Raw genomic sequence first — 20,559 nt, forward strand, 5'->3', positions numbered from 1 at the left:
GACCAACACGGTCCCCTCGAGCGCGAGAGCGGACCGTGTTGGTCTCGACACGCCTCCGCCTAGCGGCTCCGGCGGCTCGACCAGCGGGGACGGCAAGGTTGCGGATCCGCTGCGGCACCACGGCGACGTCGAGGTGGGGGAGGGGCTGCTCGACTTCGCGGTGAACGTCTACCCGGGCGCGCGGCCGGTGTGGCTGGACGAGGCGCTCCACGAGTCGCTAGCGTCGGCGGCCTACCCCGACGAGGAGCCGGCGCGGGCAGCGTTGGCCAAGCACCACGGCCGCGAGCGGGCGGAGGTGCTCCCGACGGCGGGGGCGGCGGAGGCGTTCACGCTGGTCGCCAGGGCCAGGCCATGGCGGCGGCCCGTCGTCGTCCACCCCCAGTTCACCGAGCCCCACGCGGCGCTCGAGCAGGCCGGCCACACGGTCACCGAGGTGCGTCTGCGTGCCGAGGACGGGTTCGCCCTCGACCCGGTGGCGGTGCCCGACGACGCGGACCTGGTCGTCGTGGGCAACCCGACCAACCCCACCGGTGTGCTCCATCCCGCCGACACCCTCCGAGAAATCCTTCGGCCAGGCCGGCTGGTCGTGGTCGACGAGGCGTTCATGGACGCGGTCCCCGGCGAGCCCGAGACCCTCACCGCGGAGCGCGCAGAGGGTCTGCTGGTCATCCGGAGCCTGACGAAGCACTGGTCGATCCCCGGCGTACGCGCCGGCTACGTTGTCGGCGACGCCGACACGATCAGAGACTTGGAGGCGGTGCGTACGCCGTGGTCGGTCTCGGCCACCGCGGCCGCCGCGATGCTCGCCTGCGCCACCGAGCGCGCCAGCGCCGAGGCCCGCGAGCGCGCCGAGCGGATCGCCACCTGGCGCGACCATCTCGAGACCGGTCTGCGGGACCAGCAGATCGAGTACGTCCCCTCGGCCGCCTCCTTCGTCCTGGCCCGCCCGGGCGCCGGAGTCCGTGAGGCCATGCGCGACCATGGCATCGCCGTACGCCGTGCCGACACCTTCCCCGGCCTCGGCCCGGACTGGGTGCGGATCGCGGTACGCCCCGAGGGCCCGACCGACCAGCTCCTGGCCGCGCTGCGCCGGACCCGGGAAACCCCGTGAGCCCGCGGGCGATCGGGCTCCTGGCCGGCTTCGCGCTGGACCGCCTGCTCGGGGACCCGCGGCGATACCACCCGGTCGCCGGCTTCGGCACGGTCGCGATGAAGGTGGAGCACGCCTGGTACGCGGACGAGCGAGCCCGTGGCGTCCTCCACACCGCGACGCTGGTCGGGGGAGCGGTGGCCCTCGGAGCCGCCGCGGAGCGACTCGCTCCAGGCCGGATCGGGACGACCCTGGTGACCGCGGCCGCGACCTGGGCCGTCCTCGGCGGCCGCTCGCTCGAGCGAGAGGCGCTTGCCGTCCACGAACATCTAGACCGCGACGACCTGCCTGCCGCCCGGCAGCGGCTGACCCACCTCGTCGGCCGGGACACCGCCGAGCTCGACGCCTCCGACGTCTCCCGGGCCGTGGTCGAGAGCGTCGCCGAGAACACCTCCGACGCCGTGGTCGCACCGCTGGTGTGGGGCGCCGTCGCGGGCGTACCCGGCCTGCTCGGCTATCGCGCCGCCAACACCCTGGACGCGATGGTCGGGCACCACAACGACCGCTACGAGCGCTTCGGCTGGGCCAGCGCCCGCCTCGACGACCTGCTCAACCTGCCCGGATCCCGCCTCTCCGGCCTGCTCACGCTGGCCGCCGCGCCGTCACGGGCCAGGCAGGGGTGGGAGGCCTGGCGCCGCGACGCCGCGCGGCACCCGAGCCCGAACGCCGGCGTCGTCGAGGCATCCTTCGCCGGCGCCCTCGACATCCGCCTCGGCGGTACGAACCGCTACTACGGCAACCGGGTCGAGCACCGTGCGGTGATGGGCGACGGCCGCGCCGCCGCCCCCGCCGACGTCGTCAGCGCCACCACCCTGGCACGCCGGGTCGGCATCGGCGCGGCCCTGGTCGCGGCCGGGTACGCAGCGGTGACTCAGCGCCCGTGACGGAAGGCCCGTGCCATGACCGCGGGCGGAGCGTCGGCGATGCCCGGCCCGCCGGCGCGGGTCCACTGGGCCAGGGCGTCGGCGACTCGGGCCGAGCCGGCCCGGGCGACCCAGACCGGCCGCGCGCCGCGCTGCCGTCCCTCGGGTGAGGGGCCGACGACCACGACGTCGGCCCGCTCGCAGGGGCCGAGGCAGTCGGCGACACGTACCGTCGCCGACTCCCCGGCCGCGGTGTTCAACGTGGTCAGCACGGCGGCATGGTCCACCCCGGGCGACTTCCGCTCGGTCCCGCAGCAGCAGCCGCGGCAGACCGTCAGCGTCGGCCGCTCGAGGGCGGGGTCGCTCATCCTTCGCAGGCCTCGCAGTCGGGGCCGTTCTCGATGGCGCAGACCGCGGCGTCGCTCCAGTCGTCCCAGCTGAGGTCGTCGATGGCGTCGGTGGTGGTCGGGTTCTCGTTCATGGTCATGCCCCTGTGGTCGAAGTGGTCGAAGTGGACTGCTTGCTGGCCTGGATGCCGGCCCGGGAGCGCAGGTAGTACAGGCTCTTGATGTTCGGGTCGAGCAGCGCGAGCTTGTGGATCTTGCTGATGTACTGCGGGGTCGCGTCGGCCTGGAAGAACAGGTTGAGCGACTGGGCCTGGTCGATGTAGACCTGCCGGTCCGACGCGCGGGCGAGCAGGATCTCCTGGTCGATCTCGTAGCCGGTCTTGAAGACGTCCTTCTCGTGCTCGTCGAGCCAGTCGACGTGCTGGACCGAGCCGCCGTGGTCGACGATGTCGTCGATGTGCGCCTGGTCGTAGACCCCGCGCTCCTCCATGACCTCGACGAGGTTCTGGTTGGCCCGCGGCATCTCCCCGGCCGAGGTGGTCTGGTTCCAGACGCATGCGACGTACGGCTCGATGCCCTGGCTGGTGCCGCCGACGATCACCGCGGTGCTCATCGTGGGTGCGATCGCCATCAGGTGGGAGTTGCGCCGCCCGACGCACCACTCCGGGATGCCCGCGACCGAGCCCATCCACCGCGACGCGGCATCGGCATCGGAGGAGATCCGCTCGAAGATGTCCTTGTTGAGCGCGGCCGCCTTGTCCGACTCGAACGGCACCCGCTGCTTCTGCAGGTAGTCGTGGTAGCCCATCACGCCCAGCCCCAGGCTGCGGGCCTTCTCGGTGTAGCGCACCGCCCGCTCCAGGCCGCGGATGGTGCGGGCCTTGCGCAGGAACGCCTCGGCGACCGCGTCGAGGAAGACGGTCGCGACGTACGCCGTGTCCTGGTCCTTCCACTCGTCATAGGTCGAGAGGTTCAGCGAGGAGAGTACGCAGGTGTAGGAGTGGTCCTCGTCGCTGAACAGGGTGATCTCCGAGCACAGGTTGGAGGCCTTGTTGGCCAGCCCGTTGGCCCGGTAGGACTCGGTCTGGGCGGCGTTGACGGTGTCGACCTTCCAGATGTAGCCCTTGCCCAGCACCACCCGGATCTTGAGCACCCGCTGATAGCGCTCCAGAGCATCGCGATCCCCGGCCAGCATCCGGTCGATGAACGCCTGGCTGAAGATCCAGCCGATGTTCTTGTTGGCGGGCTCGCGGAAGATCAGGTCGGCGAGCTCGTAGAAGTCCGGGTGATCCACCGGCAGGTAGCCGGCCCAGGAGCCGCGGCGGGTGGCGCCCTGGCTGATCTGGTTGGTCATCTCCACGAAGTTGCAGAAGACCGGGACCACGCCGTTGGCCTTGCCGTTGTCGCTGAACTTCGCGCCGCGGGGCCGGACATCGCCGAGGTACGCCGAGGTCCCGAACCCGTTCTGGGAGAGGATCGCCGCCTCCTTGAGGGTCTCGTAGAAGCCCCACACCGAGTCCTCGACGTACGAGCCCTCGCACGAGACGGGCAGACCCCGGTCGGTGCCGAGGTTGGACAGCACCGGCGTCGACGGCGAGAGCCAGCCGTTCCAGATCGCCTCGAAGAACCGCTCCGTCCAGGAGACGCCGTCCTCGCGGGGGTACATCTCGTCGGCGAGATCGCCGGCGGTGCTGGCGATGGTCTCGTAGCGCTCCCGCACGCTCTGGCCCTCGACGGTGTACTTCGCCTTGAACATCGCGTAGCCAGCGGTGGTCATGAAGGCAGGCACCGTGCCCGACGCCTGCAGCGCCTTGCGCTCGGCGGAGAGCGCCTCCCAGTTGTTGTTGCTCATTAGAAGCTGAACTCCGTCTCGCCGATGTTGCGGTTGTATTCGTTGCCGGTGACCTGGAAGAAGTCGTGGAACTGGGTGCCGTTGATGCCGCTGTAGAACCACTCGGCGATCGGGTTGGCCTCGACGTTGAACAGCGGCTCCATCCGCATGTTCTCCAGGGTCATGTCGATGCGGGACCTCACGAAGGTCTCCAGGTCGGCCTGGTCGATGCCGGCGATCGGCCCGTGGTCGAAGAGCATCTCCACGATCCGGGCCTCGTGGGCGTAGAGGTGCTCGGCGACGCCGCGAACCCTCGCGAAGAGGTCGTCACGCTCGGCCTCGAACTTGTCGGCAGGGACGGTCGCGGCGTACTCCTCGAGGGTGGTGTTGAACAGCCAGGCGCCGCCGGTGGCGTGCAGGTTCTCGTCGCGGGCGGAGAAGTTGATGCCGCTGATCACGTTCTGCAGCAGGTTCTTTCCCCCGGACTGGAAGTGCTTGAGGAAGGCGAAGTTGGAGTAGAGGACGCAGTTCTCCATCAGCGTGAAGACGCTCAGCGCGTAGAGCAGGTCCTCGTCGGCGATGGCGTCCCACACGAACGCGATCCGCTCGGCCAGCACCGGGTCGTTCTTGTAGGAGTCGTAGAACTCCTCGGTGTCGATCATCAGCGTCTTGTTGAGCTTCGCGTAGAACGGCGCGTGCATGTTCAGCTCGGCGAACGAGAAGGCGTTGGTCATCATCTGGACCTCCGGACGCGGGAACGCGTGGAAGAGCCGGTCGCCCCACACCTCGCCGCCGAGGATCAGCTCGTAGATGGTGAACAGCTTCAGCGTCGTCTTGACCGCGGCCTGCTCGGCGTCGGTCATGTTGACCAGGAAGTCCTGCTTGTCGTTCTCGACCGGGATCTCCTCGGCGGTCCAGAAGATGCTCCGCTGCTTCTTGGCCAGGTCCTCGGCCATCGGATAGTCGAAGACGTACGCCGACTTCTCGGTGCGGATCGGTAGACCCTCGGTGTCGATCATGTCCGTGCCCTTCTCGCGCGGGCCCCCGGCCCGCTGGATGTCTCGTGCATCCGTGCCGGGGCAGGAGGGGACGGCGTCGTACGCGCTCGATCCCCTGACCTTCCCTCGAGGTCGCGGACCCCACCATGAGGTGGGCACTGGCAGGTCTTCGGACTCGTGGGCGTCTCGTGCTCGGTCCTAGTGGCCGTCGCTTCCCAGGAGCCGGCTTGCTCCCAGTGCTTCGTGACGGCGGTCGTTCCCACTCACCGCTGCGGGGCAGTCCCGGACTCACACCGGGTTCCCTCTTGCCTCTCCCGCCCCGTCGCCGAGGTGGGAGAACCAGCTGCGAGGACCACTATATGCGGGAATTACACCAATGCAACTTCCTAGATCTTGTGTTCAGCCGTGTCGTCGGAAACGTTCCCGACGCCGGCCCCGTGGCCCGTGCTAGCCTCTGCGCCGAGTCGAACGCATCCTGATGGATGCCAGGGAACTCCGGTGTGAATCCGGGACTGGCGCGCAGCGGTGAGGGCGACGGCGATGCCAGCAAGCCACTGGGGACCAGTCCCTGGGAAGGCGGCCTCGCCGGGTGAACCCGAGTCCGAAAACCTGTCGGCTCAGATGTACGTCACGGCCCTCGCGACCAGGGTCCAGAGGACCTGAGAGGCCGACCGCCGTGGAAACGCTGTCCCGCGAGACCCTGAGTCCGCGCCGTGCTCGTGACCGCAGACGACGAGTCCCGTTCGTGCCGCTGATGGCCGGGCTGCTGCTCGCCTCGGCGCTCAGCGCCGTCGCGTCCCTGGCCTTCGGGTCCGAGCGGATACCGATCGGTGAGGTCATCGCGGCGGTCGGCGACCGGCTCCAGGGAGACGCCACGGGGAAGTGGGACGTGATCGTGTGGGAGCTGCGCGTCCCCAGGGCGCTGATGGCGCTCGCCGTGGGCGCCGGCCTGGCCGTGGCCGGTGCCGGCATGCAGACCCTGGTGCGCAACCCGCTCGCCGACCCGTTCCTGCTCGGGATCAGCTCGGGCGCCTCGGTGGGAGCGACGGCGGCGATCACCACCGGGGCGCTGGGCGGCCTCGGCATCTACGCGGTCTCCGGCGGGGCGCTGCTCGGGGCGGTCGGCTCGGCCGTGCTGGTGTGGCTGGTCGCCACCGCACAGGGCGGGTTGACCCCGATCCGGCTGGTGCTCTCGGGTGTCGTGCTCTCCTCGGGGCTCTCCGCGATCGCCTCGTTCCTGGTCTTCATGAGCGATGATCCGCGCGCGGCCGACTCGGTGATGTTCTGGATGCTCGGCAGCGTCGGTGGCGCCAGCTGGGAGAAGCTGTGGCTGCCCGCGGTCCTCAGTCTCGTCCTGGGGCTCGGCATGCTGGCGCTGCACCGTTGGCTGGACGCCCTGGCCGCCGGCCCCGAGACCGCTGCCGCGCTCGGTGTGAACGTCGCGGCGCTGCGTACGACTCTGTTCGTCGCGCTGGCCGTGCTGGTCGGGGTCCTGGTCGCGGTCAGCGGTGGGATCGGGTTCGTCGGGCTGATCGTGCCGCACGCGGCCCGGCTGCTCGTGGGCGCCCAGCACCGGGTCGTCCTCCCGGTCGCGGCGCTGGGCGGTGGGCTGTTCCTGCTGTGGGTCGACGTCCTGGCGCGGCTGGTGGCGCGACCGCAGGAGATCCCGCTGGGGGTGGTCACAGGTGTCGTCGGGGCACCGCTGTTCCTGTTGTTGCTGGGCCGTGGGCACTACCGGTTCGGAGGCGGACGATGAGCGGGCACGACGCCGGGACCGTGCTGCGGCTACGTGGCGTCGGCGCCCGTCTGGGCACGCGCGAGGTGCTTCGCGACGTCGATCTGGACGTACCGGTGGGCACCCGCCTCGGAATCGTGGGGGTGAACGGCGTGGGCAAGTCGACCCTGCTCCGGATCCTCGCCGGGGTGCTGCGGCCGAGCGCCGGGCGGGCGCATCTCGCCGACGAGTCCGGCCGGCTCCACGAGACCGCCCGGATCGGCTCGCGTGAACGCGCCCGGCGGATGGCGTACGTCCCCCAGGAAGAGGCGGTCTCCGCCGAGCTGCTCGTCGGGGAGATGGTGGCGCTGGGCCGGGTGCCCCGCACCCGGCCCTGGTCCCGGGGCGGACGGCAGGAGCGCGAGATCGTGCGGGCGGCTCTCGACGCCGTCGGCCTCGCCGACCGCATCGACGACCCTTGCGAGCGGCTCTCCGGCGGCGAGCGGCGCCGGGCGGTGATGGCCCGCGGCCTCGCCCAGGAGTGCCCGGTGATGCTCCTGGACGAGCCCACCAACCATCTCGATGTCGCCTGGCAGCTGCGGTTGCTTCAGAGCGTCGCCGACCGGGCCGAGACCCTGGTCGCGACCATCCACGACCTCGACCTGGCGCTCCGATCCTTCGACCGGCTGGCGGTCCTCGGTCGGCCGCCGGGCAGCGAGCCCGCCGGCGATCCACAGAGTGGCCCGGCGACCGTCGTGGCCCATGGCCCGCCTGCCGAGGTCCTCGACACCATCCGCGTCGAGCACCACTTCGGCGTCGGCTCGGTCCAGGTGCCGCATCCACATCTGGACCAGCCCCACCTTCTCATCCACCCTCGGAAGGACCGATCGGCATGACCCAGCGCATCACCAGCCCCGTACGCCCCGGCCTCGTCTGCCTCGCCGCGCTCGCGCTCGGCACCACGATCCTGACGGCCTGCGGCGCGGAGGATTCCGCCGTCGACGAGGCGGGGGAGGGCACGATCACCGTCGAGAACTGCGGTGAGGAGCTCACGGTCGACGAGCCGGTGAGCGAGCTGTACGCCTACGACGGCGGGATCATCTCGATCGCCCTGGCGGTCGGCGCCCGCGAGGAGCTCGTCGCCGTCACCGGTCTGGCCCGGGACCAGCAGCTCCTCGAGCTCGCCTACCCCGAGGACCGAGTCGACGAGCTCCAGATCGTGGGCGAGGAACACCCCACGCTGGAGACCGTCCTGGCTCTCGACCCGCAGCTGATGTTCGCGGGCTGGGGCTACGGGTTCAGCGAGTCGCGCAACCTGGTGCCCGAGATGGTGCAGAAGCGGGGCATCGACACCTACCTGCTCAGTGAGACCTGCCGCCAGGAGGACGGCGACCGCGGCACCATGGAGGCCTGGACGGCGCTGCGTACCGACCTGCTCAACATCGGCGCACTGACCGGCCACGACGAGACCGCCAAGAAGGTCGTCGCCGACATCGACGAGCGCCGCAAGGCCTTGGAGAGCGCCCCGCGGCCTGCCGAGGCGCCGACCGCGTTCCTCTTCGACTCCGGCACCGACGCGATCTTCACCTCCGGCTCCTTCGGCGGACCACAGGCGATCTTCGACACCGCCGGAGTGACCAGTGCGACCGCCGATGTCGAGGACACCTGGACGGAGGTCGGCTGGGAGCGCTTCGCCGCTGCAGAGCCCGACGTCATCTACTTCGTGGACTACCCGGGGCAGTCCTACGAGGAGAAGGTCAAGGTCCTCAAGGCCAACCCTGCCTCCCGTGATCTGCCGGCTGTCAAGGAGAACAGATTCGTCAACCTGCCCTACGCGATGTGGGTCTCCGGCCCGCTCAACATCGACGCCGCCGAGTGGGTGCGGCGCTCGCTGGAGCACTTCGGTCTCGCCCCCGAGTCCGGGATCGAACCGACGCTCGACATCAGCGATCTCACCAACCTCGCCGGCAACGAGTGGCTCCGCTGAGATCCCGCTATAGTGCACGCAACGGACATGAGGAAGCCGGTGGAACTCCGGCACAGTCGCGCTACTGTGACATCGCCTCGCGGCGGTGGAGTCAGACCCGAGTGTCCGTCCAACCCCAACGAACAGGGACGCAGCTATCCCTGAGGAGGACATATGTCGCAGCACGCTGTGGCGCCCGTCGCCGGCGCAGAACTGCCCACCATCCCGCTCCGTGAGCTGGCCCCCTGGGCCCTCTTCTTCGGTCTGCTCGGTCTCCTGGTGCTCTTCTTCATCAGCGCCGACCAGGGCGCCGTCTCGATCCCGTCCGGCACTCTGATCCACGAGTGGGTCCACGACGGTCGCCACCTGCTCGGTTACCCCTGCCACTGATGAGCCCGCGTGCATTTCTCGTACGCGGCCTGCTAGCTGGACTCCTCGCCGGAGTCGCCACCTTCCTGGTGGCGTACTCCGTCGGTGAGCCGCAGGTCGGTGCTGCCATCGCGCTGGAGGAGTCGGCCGGCGCCGACGGGCACTCGCACTCCCATGCCGCCGAAGGTGACGAGGGTGGAGCGGAGGCCGCCGAGGTCTCCCGCACCAACCAGAGCACCTGGGGGCTGCTGACCGGCACCCTGGCCGTCGGCGTCGCGCTCGGGGGCATCCTCGGGCTGGTCGCCGCTCTCGCTCTCGGGCGGATCGGGCGGCTCACGCCGGGACAGTCGACCGCGCTCGTCACCCTGATCGGGTTCGTCGCGGTCGCGCTGGTGCCGTTCCTCAAATACCCGGCGACCCCACCGGCGGTCGGCAGCGGCGACACCATCGGCGTCCGCACCGCGGTCTACTTCGCCTTCCAGGCGCTCTCGGTCGTGGCGGCCGTGGTCGTGACGTACGCCGCCGTGCGGCTGCGCGGGCGCTTCGGCACCTATCTCGCCGTGGTCGGCGCGATCGCGGCCTACCTGGTCGTGATGGTCGTCGCGGGGGAGCTGTTCACGACGGTCAACGAGGTCGGGGACTTCCCGGCCGACACGTTGTGGTTCTTCCGCCGGGCCTCGCTGATCACGCTCGCCACCATGTGGGGTGTGATCGGAGTGGCGCTCGTCGGCCTCGTCGGCCGGCTCTACGCGCAGGAGCGGGCCGTTGCCGAGCGCAAGGCACTCGCTGCCACGTTGTGACCCACGCCGAGTCGGGTCAGGATGAGCCGACTCGGCGGTCAACGCGGGAGGCGGTAGGCCTCCACGGGGCGGCCGTCGGCCAGGTGATCACGCACGATCACCCGGGCGGCGGCCGCTTCCACGTTCCCGTACCAGACATCGTCGGGCTGGACGCTGAGCACCGGCGCCTGGTTGCACGGGAACTGGCACCCGGTGTGGGTGATCAGCAGGTCGTCGTCGCCGAGACCGACCTCCATCGCGCCCAGGATCACCGCCCTGGCGGTCTCCTCCGAGCCCTTCGCGGTGCAGCGCGGGCCGCGGCAGACCAGCACCTGACGTACGTGTTCGGGGACTCGTTCCCAGGCGGGCGAGGTCAACCCGGGCTCGGTGCCGGTGATCGGCCGGGTCTCGATCAGCACGTCGGCGAGGTCGTCGTGCGTGGTCGCCAGCCGGGTCGCGACCTGGATCTCGGGGCGGTCACCGGCGCGCTCACGCCACCAGTGGGCGGCGATCCGGCGCAGCCAGGACTGCCCGGGGGCGAGCGGGCCGAGGCTGACGCCGGCCAGCGTGATGGTTTCGGCTCCGGAGTCGGCGATCCGGGTCAGCTCGGCGGAGAGCGAGGGACCGCCCATCTGCAGGAACGCGAGGCTCGCGTCGAGCTCACCGGCCCAGCCGAGCAGGTCCTGACGCCGGGCGACGTCGGTCACCGACATCCCGACGACCACTCTCATCCGAGGCTCCGGACCCAGGCGACCGCGTCGGCGACGTCGTCGACGGTGCGGACGCCGTCGGCGGCAGTGGGGCGGCGTACGACCACGACGGGCACCCCGAGCTCGGCCGCCGCGGCCATCTTCGGCCAGGTGAAGGAGCCGCCGGAGTCCTTGGTGATGAGCACGTCGGTCCCGTGCTCGCGCATCAGTGCCAGCTCGCCCTCGATCTGGTAGGGGCCACGGCTGGTCAGCAGTGTCCACGGCTCGGGAAGCTCGAGGTCGGGCCGGTCGACCACCCGGGCGAGAGTCGCGTGGGCGGCGAGCGCGGGGACGAAACGGGCCAACTCCTGGCGCCCGACGGTGATGAAGGGACGCGTCCCGAGACCGGCGGCGAGCGTGGCGGCCTGGTCGTGGGTGTCGACGTAGGCCCAGGACGGGTCCGCGGGCCAGCCCGGCCGCTCCAGCCGGAGCAGCGGATGGCCGGTCCGCGCGCAGGCCGCGGCCGCGTTGGCCGAGATCCCGCGCGCGAACGGGTGCGTCGCGTCGACTACCGCGTCGAAGTGGTCGAGAGCCCCCCTCAAGCCCTCGACCCCTCCGAAGCCGCCGATCCGCACCGCGCCCACCGGCAGCCGCGGCCGGGCCACCCGTCCTGCCAGCGAGGAGGTGACGTCCACGCCCTCCTCGACCAGCCGCGCCGCCAGGTCCCGAGCCTCCCCGGTCCCGCCCAGGATCAGGAGCCTCATTGGATCCCCTCGCTGGTCGAGCCGTCGCCCTCGCTGGTCGAGCCGCTTCCCCCGCTGGTCGAGCCGCCGGAGCCGCTAGGCGGAGGCGTGTCGAGCGTTGTATCGAGCTTGTCGAGATGACCAACACGGTCCCCTGTCGCGCTCGATGGGACCGTGTTGGTCTCGACACCACGTCGTTCGTCCCTCACGACGTCGGCTCGACCAGCGGTGGCGGCTCGACCAGCGGGGGAAGCGGCTCGACCGACGGCGGAGACGGCCAGGTCGAGCAGGGCGTCGACGTCGAGGTGCTCCTCGACGAGGTCGCCGATCAGGTCCAGGCGGCGTTCGCGGGCGGCCGGGAAGGAGACCGTGGACGGCTCGCGGCCGAGCGTCGCGGCGAGGAACGCACCGCGCAGCGCGTCGCCCTCCAGGCTGCCGTGCCACATCGTCCCGAAGACCTGTCCCGAACAGGCACCGCCGAGGAATTCCGAAACCCCATCGCCGCGGGTGATCCGGCCGTGGTGGATCTCGTAGCCGCTCGCCTCGACGCCGAGCGCCGACCCGGTGGGCAGGCGAAGGTTCTTGGCGGGGGTGAAGTCGGTGCGTACGTCGAGCAGACCCAGCCCCTCGACCTCTGCGACCGATCCCTCGACGCCGTCGGGGTCGGCGATGACGCCGCCGAGCATCTGGAAGCCGCCGCAGATCCCGAGGAGCGGGCGGCCGCGGCGTACGTGCTCGGTCAGGGCCACGTCGAGGCCGCGCGAGCGGAGCCAGGCCAGGTCGCTGATCGTGGAGCGGGTGCCGGGCAGGACGACCAGGTCGGCGTCGGCGACGTCGGCGGGCGAGGAGGCGAACACGACGTCGAGGTCCGGCTCCAGGCCGAGCGCGTCGACGTCGGTGAAGTTGGAGATGCGGGGAAGGCGTACGACCGCGACCTTGCGGGTGGCACCTGCCGCCGAACGGCGCCCCTCGAGGTCGAGCGCGTCCTCGGAGTCGAGCCACAGCGACGGCTCCCAGGGGAGCACGCCGAAGACCCGGCGCTGGGTGAGCGACTCCAGCGAGTCGAGTCCGGGCTTGAGCAGCCCGGCGTCGCCACGGAACTTGTTGACCACAAAGCCGCTGATCAGAGCCTGGTCCTCAGGCTCGAGGAGCGCCAGGGTGCCGTACATCGCAGCGAACACCCCACCCCGGTCGATGTCGCCCACGACCACGGTCGCCAGCCCTGCGTGCCGGGCCAGGCCCATGTTGACGTAGTCCCCGGCTCGGAGGTTGATCTCGGCCGGGCTCCCCGCGCCCTCGGCGACGATGAGGTCGAAACGCGAGGCCAGATCGTCGTACGCCGCGTGGGCCGCGGTCGCCAGATGCCGGCGCCCCGCCTCCCAGTCGTGCGAGGACACCTCGCCCGCGGGATGCCCCATCAGGACCACGTGGCTGCGGCGGTCGGAGCCGGGCTTGAGCAGCACCGGGTTCATCGACGGCTCCGGGGTGACCCGCGCCGCCAGCGCCTGTACCCACTGCGCCCGGCCTATCTCGGCGGTCGTCCCGTCGCCTCCTCCGGGGGTCGAGCCTGTCGAGACCACCATCGAGTTGTTGGACATGTTCTGGGCCTTGTAGGGCGCCACCTTGACGCCGCGGCGGGTGAACGCCCGGCACAGCCCGGTCGTCACGACCGACTTGCCCGCATCCGAGGTGGTGCCGGCGACCAGCAGCCCGCTCATCGGGGCGTCCGCGGAGCCCGCAGGAGGTAGACGTCCATGACCCAGCCTGACGTCTCCCGCAGCCGCGTGCGAGCCGACTCGATCGCCGGCAGGACCTCGCCGACGGTGCCCGCGACCAGCTCCTCCTCGGGGGTGCCGAGGTTGCCGCCCCACCAGATCCGCCAGTCCTCGAGCCCGGGGAGGTCGACGACACGGTTGAGCATCACCACGAGGTTGTCGTGCCCGGCCTCGACGGCCTCGAGCACCGCGCGGCCAGTGGTGACGTAGAGCGGGCGCCCGACGTCATGGAGGACGAGTCGATGGCGGGCGGCGAGCAGCTGCACCGAGGAGATCCCGGGGATGACGTCGACCTCGACGTCGAGCTGTTCAGCGATCTGGTCGACGACCCGGATCGTGGAGTCGTAGAAGGCGGGGTCGCCCCAGACCAGGAAGCCGACGTCGCCGGGGTGCTCGGCCAGCACGTCGAGGTAGCGCTCGACCCGGGCGCGGTGCCAGTCGGCGACCGCCTTCCGATACTCGGCGTCGGTCCCGGTGAACTCCTCACGCCGCTCACGGGGCGCGTCGGCGACCTTCACCACTCGCGCCGGCGTGGACAGATGGCGGTCGAGCAGCTCCTCGCGGGCCCGCACCAGCGGATCCGGCATCCCGCCCTTGGCCGTGCCCGACTTGTCGGTGACCAGGAAGTAGTCGACCGACCGCATCGCGCTCACAGCTTCGAGAGTGACCTGGTCGGGGTCGCCGGGGCCGACGCCGATGATCTTGATCCGACGCGTCACTCTTCCTCCAGGTCACCTTCGATGTCGAGGTAGATCTCCTGCATCTGCGCGACGAGCTCGGGGTCCGGCTCCTCCCAGAGCCCCCGCTCGGCCGCCTCGTGCAGACGCTCGACGATTCCGCGCAGCGCCCACGGGTTCGAGGATCGCATGAACTCCTGGTTGGTCTCGTCCAGGACGTACTCGCGGGCGAGCTTCTCGTACATCCAGTCCTGCACGACACCGGCGGTCGCGTCGAAGCCGAAGAGGTAGTCGACGGTCGCGGCCAGCTCGAAGGCGCCCTTGTAGCCGTGGCGCTGCATCGCCGAGATCCAGCGCGGGTTGACCACCCGGGCCCGGAAGACGCGGTTGGTCTCCTCCTGCAGCGTGCGGGTCTTGATGGCGTCCGGCGAGGTGGAGTCGCCGACGTACGCCTTCGGCTCGCTGCCGGTCAGCGCGCGGACGGTCGCGAGCATGCCGCCGTGGTACTGGAAGTAGTCGTCGGAGTCGGCGATGTCGTGCTCGGCGGAGTCGACGTTCTTGGCGGCGACCTTGATCCGGCGGTAGTTGGCGCGCATGTCGTCGGCCGCCGGGGCGCCGTCGAGGTCGCGGCCGTAGGCGAAGCCGCCCCACGCCGTATAGACGTCGGCGAGATCCTGGTCGGAGCGCCAGTTGCCGGCCTCGATCACCTGCAGGATCCCGGCACCGTACGAACCCGGCTTGGAGCCGAAGATCCGGGACGTCGCGCGGCGCTGGTCGCCGTGATCGGCGAGGTCCTCGAGGGTGTGCGCACGGACGAAGTTGTCGGTGTCCGGCTCATCGAGGTCGGCCACCATCCGGACCGCGTCATCGAGCATCGAGACGACGTGCGGGAATGCGTCACGGAAGAACCCGGAGATGCGTACGGTCACGTCGATCCGGGGGCGGCCCAGCTCTTCGAGCGAGATGACGTCGAGGTGGGTGATCCGGCGGGAGGCCTCGTCCCACGCAGGTGCCACCCCGAGCAGTGCGAGCACCTCGGCGACGTCGTCGCCGGACGTACGCATGGCGGACGTGCCCCACACCGAGAGCCCGACCGATGTCGGGTAGTCGCCGGTCTCGTCCAAGTAGCGCTGGAGGAGCGAGTCGGCCATCGCCTGCCCGGTCTGCCACGCCAGCCGCGACGGCACCGCGCGTGGGTCGACGGTGTAGAAGTTGCGACCGGTCGGAAGTACGTTGACGAGCCCCCGCAGCGGCGAGCCCGACGGCCCCGCGGGGACGAAGCCACCGTCCAGCGCGTGCAGGACGGCGGACAGCTCGTCGGTCGTCCCGTTCAGCCGGGGCACCACCTCGGTCGCGGCGAAGGCGAGCACCTGCCGCACGGCCGGGTCGTCGTGGAGCGTCTCCGCGACCGCCGGGTCCCAGCCGGCGGCGTCCATCCGCTCCACCAGACCGCGAGCCTGGGTCTCGATCTCGTCGACCGCGCGGGTGTCGGCGCCCTCCTTGAGACCGAGCGCCGCACGCAGCCCGGGCACGGCGCCGCCGACGCCGCCCCACACCTGCGCGGCACGCAGGATCGAGAGCACCAGGTTGACGCGTGCCTCACCCTCGGGTGCGGCGCCCAGGATGTGCAGGCCGTCGCGGATCTGGGCGTCCTTGATCTCGCAGAGCCAACCGTCGATGTGGAGCATGAAGTCGTCGAAGTCGTCGTCCTCGGGCCGCTCCTCCATACCGAGGTCACGGTGGAGCTCGGCGGCCTTCATCAGCTGCCAGATCTCGCCGCGGATGGCGGGCAGCTTGGCCGGGTCCATGGAGGAGATCCGGTCGTACTCCTCCATCAGCGACTCCAGCCGCGCGATGTCGCCGTAGGACTCCGCACGCGCCATCGGCGGCACCAGGTGGTCGATGATCGTGGCGTGCGCCCGGCGCTTCGCCTGGGCGCCCTCGCCGGGGTCGTTGACCAGGAACGGGTAGATCAGCGGCATGTTGCCGATGGCCGCGTCCGGACCACACGAGGCTGAGAGCGCGGCGTTCTTGCCGGGCAGCCACTCCATCGAGCCGTGCTTGCCGAGATGGACGACGGCGTCGGCGCGGAAGCCGTTCTCGAGCCAGCGGTAGGCGCCGAGGTAGTGGTGCGACGGAGGCAGGTCGGGGTCGTGGTAGATCGCGACCGGATTCTCGCCGAACCCGCGTGGCGGCTGGATCAGGATGACGATGTTGCCGGCCTGGAGCGTGGCGAGCACGAGCTCGTTGTCGTCGTTGACAAAGAGGTTCCCCGGGGTCGGGCCCCAGGTCTCGACCATCTGTTCACGCAGGTCAGCGGGGAGATCCGTGGTCCACTCGTCGTAGTCGGCCTTCGAGATGCGTACGTGGGCGTCGGTGAGCTGGGCGTTGGTCAGCCACTCCTCGTCCTGGCCGCCGGCGGCGATCAGGGCATGGATCAGAGCGTCGCCGGCCGCGGTGTCGTCCGTGCCGTCGAGGATGCGTACGACCTCGTTGTCCTGCCCCAGGTCATAGCCCTCCTCGCGGAGCCGGCGCAGCATCCGGATCGCGGAGACCGGGGTGTCCAGGCCGACCGCGTTGCCGATCCGGGAGTGCTTGGTGGGGTAGGCGGAGAGCACCAGCGCGAGCCGCTTGTCCGGGTTGGGGGTGTGCCGCAGGCGGGCGTGGTTGACCGCGATCCGGGCGACCCGCGCGGTGCGCTCGGGGTCGGCGACGTAGTGGGGGAGGCCCTGCTCGTCGAGCTCCTTGAAGGAGAACGGGGCGGTGATGATCCGTCCGTCGAACTCGGGGATCGCGATCTGGTTGGCCGAGTCGAGCGGCGTGACGCCGTCGTCGGAGACCTCCCACTCCGCGCGCGAGCTGGTCAGGCACAGGCCCTGGAGCACCGGGATGTCGAGCGCCGCCATCCGCTCCACGTCCCAGGCCTCGTCCTCGCCACCGGCGCTGGCCGAGGCGGGCACCGAACCGCCTGCCGCGAGCACGGTCACGATCAGCGCGTCGAGGGTGCCGAGCGCCTCGTAGAGGTCGTCGGGGGCGGAGCGGAGCGACCCCGCGAAGACGGGTACGCCGGTGGCCGCGCCGGTCGCGTCGATGGCATCGGCCAGTGCGTGCGCGAACGCTGTGTTCCCGCTGGTCTCGTGGGCGCGGTAGTAGAGCACCCCGATGCGCGGACGAGCCTCGGCCGCCGGCTCGGGCCGCTCCGCGAACCCCCAGGCCGGGACGGCCGCCGGCGGCTCGAACCCGAAGCCGGTCAGCAGGACCGTGTCGGAGAGGAAAGCGTGCAGCTGGGCGAGGTTCGTCGGCCCACCCTCGGCGAGATAGCGGTGAGCCTCGGCGGCGACACCCATCGCAACGGTGGAGTGCTCCATCAGCTCGGCGCTCGGCTGCTGCTCGCCGCCGAGCACCACGACCGGCGTGCCGCGCTCCTTGACGGCGCTCAGCCCGTCCCAGAGATCGGTGGGCGAGCCGAGGAGCCGGAAGACCACGAGGTCGGCGTCGGCCACGACCTGCTCCAGATCGGTCGCTCGCGACGGGTTCGCCCAGGCGTAGTCGGCGCCGCTGGCACGTGCCGAGAGCAGGTCGGTGTCCGAGGTGGACAGAAGGGCGATGCGTACGCGTGCAGAGTCGGCCATGCCGAGTTCCTCCTAGGGGTTCTCGCCCCGTCGATCGGTCGGATTGCCCGTGGCCAGTGTCTGGCTGTGTCCGTGCCCAGAAGCTGTACGGACGTCACAGTGGCGGAACCGCCCCGGACTCTCACCGGGTTCCTGCGCCACGAGCGTGCTCGCAGCCTACCTCCTGGGCTGCTGCGTCCTCGGGCCGGTGGCGTCGGTGGCGGAAGTTCGTTCGCGGAGAACAGTGAGCATGTCTTCGACTGATCCGCCCGGGTCGGTGATCGGGGCCTGGACGTGCCGCACGACGCCGTCCGGGTCCAGGAGGAGCGAGACCCTCTTGAGCCGGTCAGCGCCGCCGGCACGGAAGACCGGCAGCCGGTAGGCGCCTGCGGCAACCCCGTCGGTGTCGGAGGCGAGGTCGTACGGCAGGTCGGCATGTTCCGCGAACGCGGCCAGCTGGTCGGGGCGCTGGGTGCTCACCCCGACCACCCGGGCGCCGACCTTCGTGAAGTCGGAGTAGTGCTCGGCATACGTCTGGCACTCCAGCGTGCAGCCCCGGGTCCCGGGGATATCGCCCCAGCCCGGGGGGTAGCCGTGGCTCTTCGGCGCATAGGCACCGGGGAAGAAGAAGGCGACGGTCCAGGTGTCCTCGCCGGTCAGGTGGAGGCGGGTGTCGCGGTGCGAGGTGATCTCGACGCCCGGCGGCGTCGTGCCGAGCAGGTCCTCGAGGCGGCGCTCCTCGTCCGGTCCGGCGGTCGCGGTCAGGGTGCCGTCGCCCATGACGTACCGCGTTCCCCACTCCTGGAGAGCGACCAGGACGGGCAGTAGCCCGCGGCCGCGCCCGGTCAGCTGGTAGTCGTAGCGCAGCGGGCGGTCGGTGTAGGCGTGCTTGGCCAGGACGCCGTCGGCGACGAGCGAGTTGAGGCGCTCTGTGAGCGCGCGGCGGCTGAGCCCGAGCTCACGGACCAGCCCGTCGAACCGGGTCACCCCGGCGGCGCACTCGCGCACGATCAGCAGGCTCTGCCAGTCGCCGATGACGCCGAGCGCCTGCGCGATCCCGCAGTCGGCGTCGGTGAGGTCATCGCGGCGCATCGGCGTCTCCTTGATCGGTCGGGCAATTCGGGTGGCGGCCTCGACGCATACATGGTTGCATATAGTTCCAATTTGGAACTCACTAGGAAGGGCTCGGATGGAAGAGGTACGCCGCGTGGCGCGGTCATTCTGGCTTTACTGGTCCGCCGGCACCTTGAGTGGCGTCGGGACCGCGGTCACTGCCGTCGCATTGCCGCTGACCGCGGTGACGGTGCTGGGAGCGAGCGCGTTCGAGATGGGGCTGCTCGCGGCGGCCGGGTATCTCTCCTGGATCCTCATCGGCCTGCCCGCGGGTGCGATCGTGCAGCGACTCCCGTTGCGCCGCGTACAGGTCCTCGCGGATCTCGCGCGCGCCGCCGCGGTCCTCAGTGTTCCGTTGGTGTGGTGGGCAGGCGACCTCACGCTGGTTCAGTTGCTGGTCGTCGCACTCGCGGTCAACTTCGCCGAGGTGCTCTTCTTCGCCGCGAATACGACGTTCCTGCCGAGCGTGGTCCCGAAAGAGCAGCTGACCAGCCGAAACAGCCTCATCTCCGGCACTCACGCCGCGACCCAGCTGGGTGGGCCGTCGCTCGGCGGTGTGCTTGTCCAGGTGATCGGCGCCGTCCCGGCGCTGTTCGTCGATGCCCTCTCGTACCTCGGCTCAGCGATCCTGCTGCAACGGCTTCCTGAACGTCGTCAGCCCCAGGGCGACACCTCGGAGTCGATCGCATCGATGGTGGCCGAGGGCTGGCGGTTCGTGACCCGGCACCCGGTGATGGCGCCGGCGACATGGTGGGCCTGCGTGGTCAACTTCGTGTGCGGCGTTCAGCTCGCGTTGTTCGCCTACTACCTGGTCCACGAGCTCGACACCCCGCCCGGTCTCGTCGGCATCCTGCTCGCCTCCGAGGGCATCGGCTCGCTGGTCTTCGCCGCGATCACACCCTGGCTGGTTCGTCGATTCGGCTCCGCCAGGGTGCTGATGTTCGAGGGCCTGCTCGGTGCGGTCGGGGCGGCGGTGATCCCGCTCGGCAGCGGCTGGGTCGGCTGGGTCTGCTTCGCTGCCGGAAACCTGCTCTTCGCCGGCAGCGTCGTGCCAGGCAGCGTGGTCACCCGGACCTACCGGCAGGTCGCCAGTCCGCCGGAGCTGCTCTCCCGCGTGATGGCGACCGTGCGGTTCGTGTCGTGGGGAGTCATTCCGGTCGGCAGCCTCGTGGCCGGCCTGAGCGCGGAGCTGATCGGTCCCCGTCTCACGCTCCTCGTATCCGCTGCGGTGCTCCTGCTCGGACCAGTCGTTCTCTGGGGGAGCCCGATCCGGACGCTGCGCAACCTCGAGGACTTCGAGGAACCGGGAGCGAAGGTCGGCCTGTCCGCCGCTGACAGGTGAGGTCCTATCTGCTCTGCTCGGACGCCCACCAGGCCTCGCGGGTGATCTCGTACTCGACCTCGCCGTCGGCGTGCCCGGCGAGCGGTTCCTCGAAGTCCTCGTGGAAGGCGCGTACGAAGCTCATCCCGACGGAGACCATGGTCGCGCGGGACGCTTCGTTGACCGCCATCGTCTGCGCGATCACCCGATCGATCCCGAGGTCCTCGAACCCGTGGCGGAGCAGCTCGAGCGAGCCTTCCTTCGCATAGCCCTTGCGCCAGTGGCGTTGCGGGAGCCGGTAGCCCAGCTCGGCGGCATCGGTGAGCGGCGGGTTGTCCGGCGGCTCGAACATGTAGAGCCCGACGGCCTCACCGTCCGCGTATCCGATCCACTTGCCCAGCGCCTCCGTCTCCTTGGCCACCCGGATCCACTTCTGCATCCGCTCCTCGGTCTCCTCCGGCCTGAGCGCGCGGGTGAACAGATGGCGGAGCACCACGGGGTCCGAGTTGAGCTCGACGAGGAACGGCAGATGCTCCTCGGAAAGCGGGACCAGGTCGAGGCGCTCGGTGCGCAGACGGGCTTGCGGCATGGGGGCGACGCTAGTGAAGACGTA

Annotated in this window: 18 protein-coding genes and 3 riboswitches; of the genes, 8 read left to right on the top strand and 10 right to left on the bottom strand. The window is 70.6% G+C overall.

Features of this window, described 5'->3' with window-relative positions; all coding sequences use genetic code 11:
* The coding region (cobC, locus tag ACFWQC_RS19420; protein WP_378681492.1) for an Rv2231c family pyridoxal phosphate-dependent protein CobC at positions 1-1,111 on the top strand (1,111 nt) is incomplete at its 5' end.
* Positions 1,108-2,034: a cobalamin biosynthesis protein gene (locus ACFWQC_RS19425; protein ID WP_378681495.1), complete on the top strand. Its 927-nt coding sequence runs from the start codon at positions 1,108-1,110 to the stop codon at positions 2,032-2,034. The genes cobC and ACFWQC_RS19425, both read left to right, overlap by 4 nt.
* Here ACFWQC_RS19425 and ACFWQC_RS19430 read toward each other — a convergent pair.
* From ACFWQC_RS19430 to ACFWQC_RS19440, 3 genes are all read right to left on the bottom strand, one after another.
* Entirely contained in the window at positions 2,022-2,381 is a 360-nt protein-coding gene (locus ACFWQC_RS19430) for a (2Fe-2S) ferredoxin domain-containing protein (protein WP_378681498.1), read from the bottom strand. The genes ACFWQC_RS19425 and ACFWQC_RS19430 overlap by 13 nt on opposite strands.
* A gap of 115 nt (positions 2,382-2,496) precedes the next feature.
* Positions 2,497-4,212 carry a ribonucleotide reductase N-terminal alpha domain-containing protein gene (locus tag ACFWQC_RS19435; protein WP_378681501.1) on the bottom strand — a complete coding sequence of 572 codons (1,716 nt, stop codon included), beginning with the start codon at positions 4,210-4,212 and terminating at the stop codon, positions 2,497-2,499.
* A complete protein-coding gene (locus tag ACFWQC_RS19440; protein ID WP_378681503.1) occupies positions 4,212-5,210 on the bottom strand; it encodes a ribonucleotide-diphosphate reductase subunit beta in 999 nt (332 codons plus the stop codon). Before ACFWQC_RS19440 ends, ACFWQC_RS19435 begins: the two co-directional genes overlap by 1 nt.
* Before the next feature lie 121 nt (positions 5,211-5,331).
* Positions 5,332-5,548: riboswitch (cobalamin riboswitch) on the bottom strand.
* An 89-nt stretch (positions 5,549-5,637) separates the two neighbouring features.
* A riboswitch (cobalamin riboswitch) is annotated at positions 5,638-5,821 on the top strand.
* A gap of 122 nt (positions 5,822-5,943) precedes the next feature.
* On the opposite strand from ACFWQC_RS19440, the gene ACFWQC_RS19445 reads away from it, so the two are divergent.
* The 5 genes from ACFWQC_RS19445 to ACFWQC_RS19465 all read left to right on the top strand — a co-directional run bounded on the left by ACFWQC_RS19445 (position 5,944) and on the right by ACFWQC_RS19465 (position 10,038).
* Positions 5,944-6,945, top strand: coding sequence for a FecCD family ABC transporter permease (locus ACFWQC_RS19445; RefSeq protein ID WP_378681746.1), 1,002 nt, complete (start codon positions 5,944-5,946; stop codon positions 6,943-6,945).
* Positions 6,942-7,799 (top strand): ABC transporter ATP-binding protein, encoded by an 858-nt coding sequence (locus tag ACFWQC_RS19450; RefSeq protein ID WP_378681506.1) that lies wholly within the window; start codon positions 6,942-6,944, stop codon positions 7,797-7,799. The genes ACFWQC_RS19445 and ACFWQC_RS19450 overlap by 4 nt, the downstream gene beginning before the upstream one ends.
* A complete protein-coding gene (locus ACFWQC_RS19455; RefSeq protein WP_378681509.1) occupies positions 7,796-8,890 on the top strand; it encodes an ABC transporter substrate-binding protein in 1,095 nt (364 codons plus the stop codon). The genes ACFWQC_RS19450 and ACFWQC_RS19455 overlap by 4 nt, the downstream gene beginning before the upstream one ends.
* A 153-nt stretch (positions 8,891-9,043) precedes the next feature.
* Positions 9,044-9,259: a CbtB-domain containing protein gene (locus ACFWQC_RS19460; protein WP_378681512.1), complete on the top strand. Its 216-nt coding sequence runs from the start codon at positions 9,044-9,046 to the stop codon at positions 9,257-9,259.
* On the top strand, positions 9,259-10,038 hold the full coding sequence (locus ACFWQC_RS19465; protein ID WP_378681514.1) for a CbtA family protein: 780 nt from the start codon (positions 9,259-9,261) through the stop codon (positions 10,036-10,038). The genes ACFWQC_RS19460 and ACFWQC_RS19465 overlap by 1 nt, the downstream gene beginning before the upstream one ends.
* 38 nt (positions 10,039-10,076) lie before the next feature.
* Here ACFWQC_RS19465 and ACFWQC_RS19470 read toward each other — a convergent pair whose 3' ends face one another.
* The 6 genes from ACFWQC_RS19470 to ACFWQC_RS19495 form a co-directional block, all read right to left on the bottom strand.
* Positions 10,077-10,748: a ferredoxin gene (locus tag ACFWQC_RS19470; RefSeq protein ID WP_378681517.1), complete on the bottom strand. Its 672-nt coding sequence runs from the start codon at positions 10,746-10,748 to the stop codon at positions 10,077-10,079.
* A complete protein-coding gene (locus ACFWQC_RS19475) occupies positions 10,745-11,470 on the bottom strand; it encodes a cobalt-precorrin-6A reductase (RefSeq protein ID WP_378681520.1) in 726 nt (241 codons plus the stop codon). The genes ACFWQC_RS19470 and ACFWQC_RS19475 overlap by 4 nt, the downstream gene beginning before the upstream one ends.
* Positions 11,467-13,167, bottom strand: a complete 1,701-nt coding sequence (locus tag ACFWQC_RS19480; protein ID WP_378681523.1) for a cobyric acid synthase — start codon at positions 13,165-13,167, stop codon at positions 11,467-11,469. Before ACFWQC_RS19480 ends, ACFWQC_RS19475 begins: the two co-directional genes overlap by 4 nt.
* On the bottom strand, positions 13,164-13,943 hold the full coding sequence (cobF, locus tag ACFWQC_RS19485) for a precorrin-6A synthase (deacetylating) (RefSeq protein ID WP_378681526.1): 780 nt from the start codon (positions 13,941-13,943) through the stop codon (positions 13,164-13,166). The genes ACFWQC_RS19480 and cobF overlap by 4 nt, the downstream gene beginning before the upstream one ends.
* Positions 13,940-17,533 carry a cobaltochelatase subunit CobN gene (gene cobN, locus ACFWQC_RS19490; protein WP_378681529.1) on the bottom strand — a complete coding sequence of 1,198 codons (3,594 nt, stop codon included), beginning with the start codon at positions 17,531-17,533 and terminating at the stop codon, positions 13,940-13,942. Before cobN ends, cobF begins: the two co-directional genes overlap by 4 nt.
* Positions 17,534-17,566: 33 nt before the next feature.
* Positions 17,567-17,690, bottom strand: a riboswitch (cobalamin riboswitch).
* Positions 17,690-18,604, bottom strand: coding sequence for a winged helix-turn-helix transcriptional regulator (locus tag ACFWQC_RS19495; protein ID WP_378681531.1), 915 nt, complete (start codon positions 18,602-18,604; stop codon positions 17,690-17,692). It overlaps the preceding riboswitch by 1 nt.
* Positions 18,605-18,701: 97 nt before the next feature.
* On the opposite strand from ACFWQC_RS19495, the gene ACFWQC_RS19500 reads away from it, so the two are divergent.
* On the top strand, positions 18,702-19,967 hold the full coding sequence (locus tag ACFWQC_RS19500) for an MFS transporter (protein ID WP_378681533.1): 1,266 nt from the start codon (positions 18,702-18,704) through the stop codon (positions 19,965-19,967).
* 4 nt (positions 19,968-19,971) lie between these two features.
* Here the strand turns inward: ACFWQC_RS19500 and ACFWQC_RS19505 are convergent, their stop codons facing one another.
* Positions 19,972-20,535, bottom strand: coding sequence for a GNAT family N-acetyltransferase (locus ACFWQC_RS19505; RefSeq protein ID WP_378681536.1), 564 nt, complete (start codon positions 20,533-20,535; stop codon positions 19,972-19,974).
* Positions 20,536-20,559 lie beyond the last annotated feature (24 nt).

This window comes from Nocardioides sp. NPDC058538 (genome assembly GCF_042719275.1).
GTDB lineage: Bacteria > Actinomycetota > Actinomycetes > Propionibacteriales > Nocardioidaceae > Nocardioides.

Excerpts from the sequence above, each read along its gene's own strand:
- ACFWQC_RS19505 (WP_378681536.1), bottom strand. The coding sequence starts at position 20,535 with ATGCCGCAAGCCCGTCTGCGCACCGAGCGCCTCGACCTGGTCCCGCTT.
- ACFWQC_RS19455 (WP_378681509.1), top strand. The coding sequence starts at position 7,796 with ATGACCCAGCGCATCACCAGCCCCGTACGCCCCGGCCTCGTCTGCCTC.
- ACFWQC_RS19470 (WP_378681517.1), bottom strand. The coding sequence starts at position 10,748 with ATGAGAGTGGTCGTCGGGATGTCGGTGACCGACGTCGCCCGGCGTCAG.
- ACFWQC_RS19475 (WP_378681520.1), bottom strand. The coding sequence starts at position 11,470 with ATGAGGCTCCTGATCCTGGGCGGGACCGGGGAGGCTCGGGACCTGGCG.
- ACFWQC_RS19495 (WP_378681531.1), bottom strand. The coding sequence starts at position 18,604 with ATGCGCCGCGATGACCTCACCGACGCCGACTGCGGGATCGCGCAGGCG.
- cobN (WP_378681529.1), bottom strand. The coding sequence starts at position 17,533 with ATGGCCGACTCTGCACGCGTACGCATCGCCCTTCTGTCCACCTCGGAC.
- ACFWQC_RS19500 (WP_378681533.1), top strand. The coding sequence starts at position 18,702 with ATGGAAGAGGTACGCCGCGTGGCGCGGTCATTCTGGCTTTACTGGTCC.
- ACFWQC_RS19450 (WP_378681506.1), top strand. The coding sequence starts at position 6,942 with ATGAGCGGGCACGACGCCGGGACCGTGCTGCGGCTACGTGGCGTCGGC.
- ACFWQC_RS19445 (WP_378681746.1), top strand. The coding sequence starts at position 5,944 with ATGGCCGGGCTGCTGCTCGCCTCGGCGCTCAGCGCCGTCGCGTCCCTG.
- ACFWQC_RS19440 (WP_378681503.1), bottom strand. The coding sequence starts at position 5,210 with ATGATCGACACCGAGGGTCTACCGATCCGCACCGAGAAGTCGGCGTAC.
- ACFWQC_RS19460 (WP_378681512.1), top strand. The coding sequence starts at position 9,044 with ATGTCGCAGCACGCTGTGGCGCCCGTCGCCGGCGCAGAACTGCCCACC.
- ACFWQC_RS19465 (WP_378681514.1), top strand. The coding sequence starts at position 9,259 with ATGAGCCCGCGTGCATTTCTCGTACGCGGCCTGCTAGCTGGACTCCTC.
- ACFWQC_RS19480 (WP_378681523.1), bottom strand. The coding sequence starts at position 13,167 with ATGAGCGGGCTGCTGGTCGCCGGCACCACCTCGGATGCGGGCAAGTCG.
- ACFWQC_RS19430 (WP_378681498.1), bottom strand. The coding sequence starts at position 2,381 with ATGAGCGACCCCGCCCTCGAGCGGCCGACGCTGACGGTCTGCCGCGGC.
- ACFWQC_RS19435 (WP_378681501.1), bottom strand. The coding sequence starts at position 4,212 with ATGAGCAACAACAACTGGGAGGCGCTCTCCGCCGAGCGCAAGGCGCTG.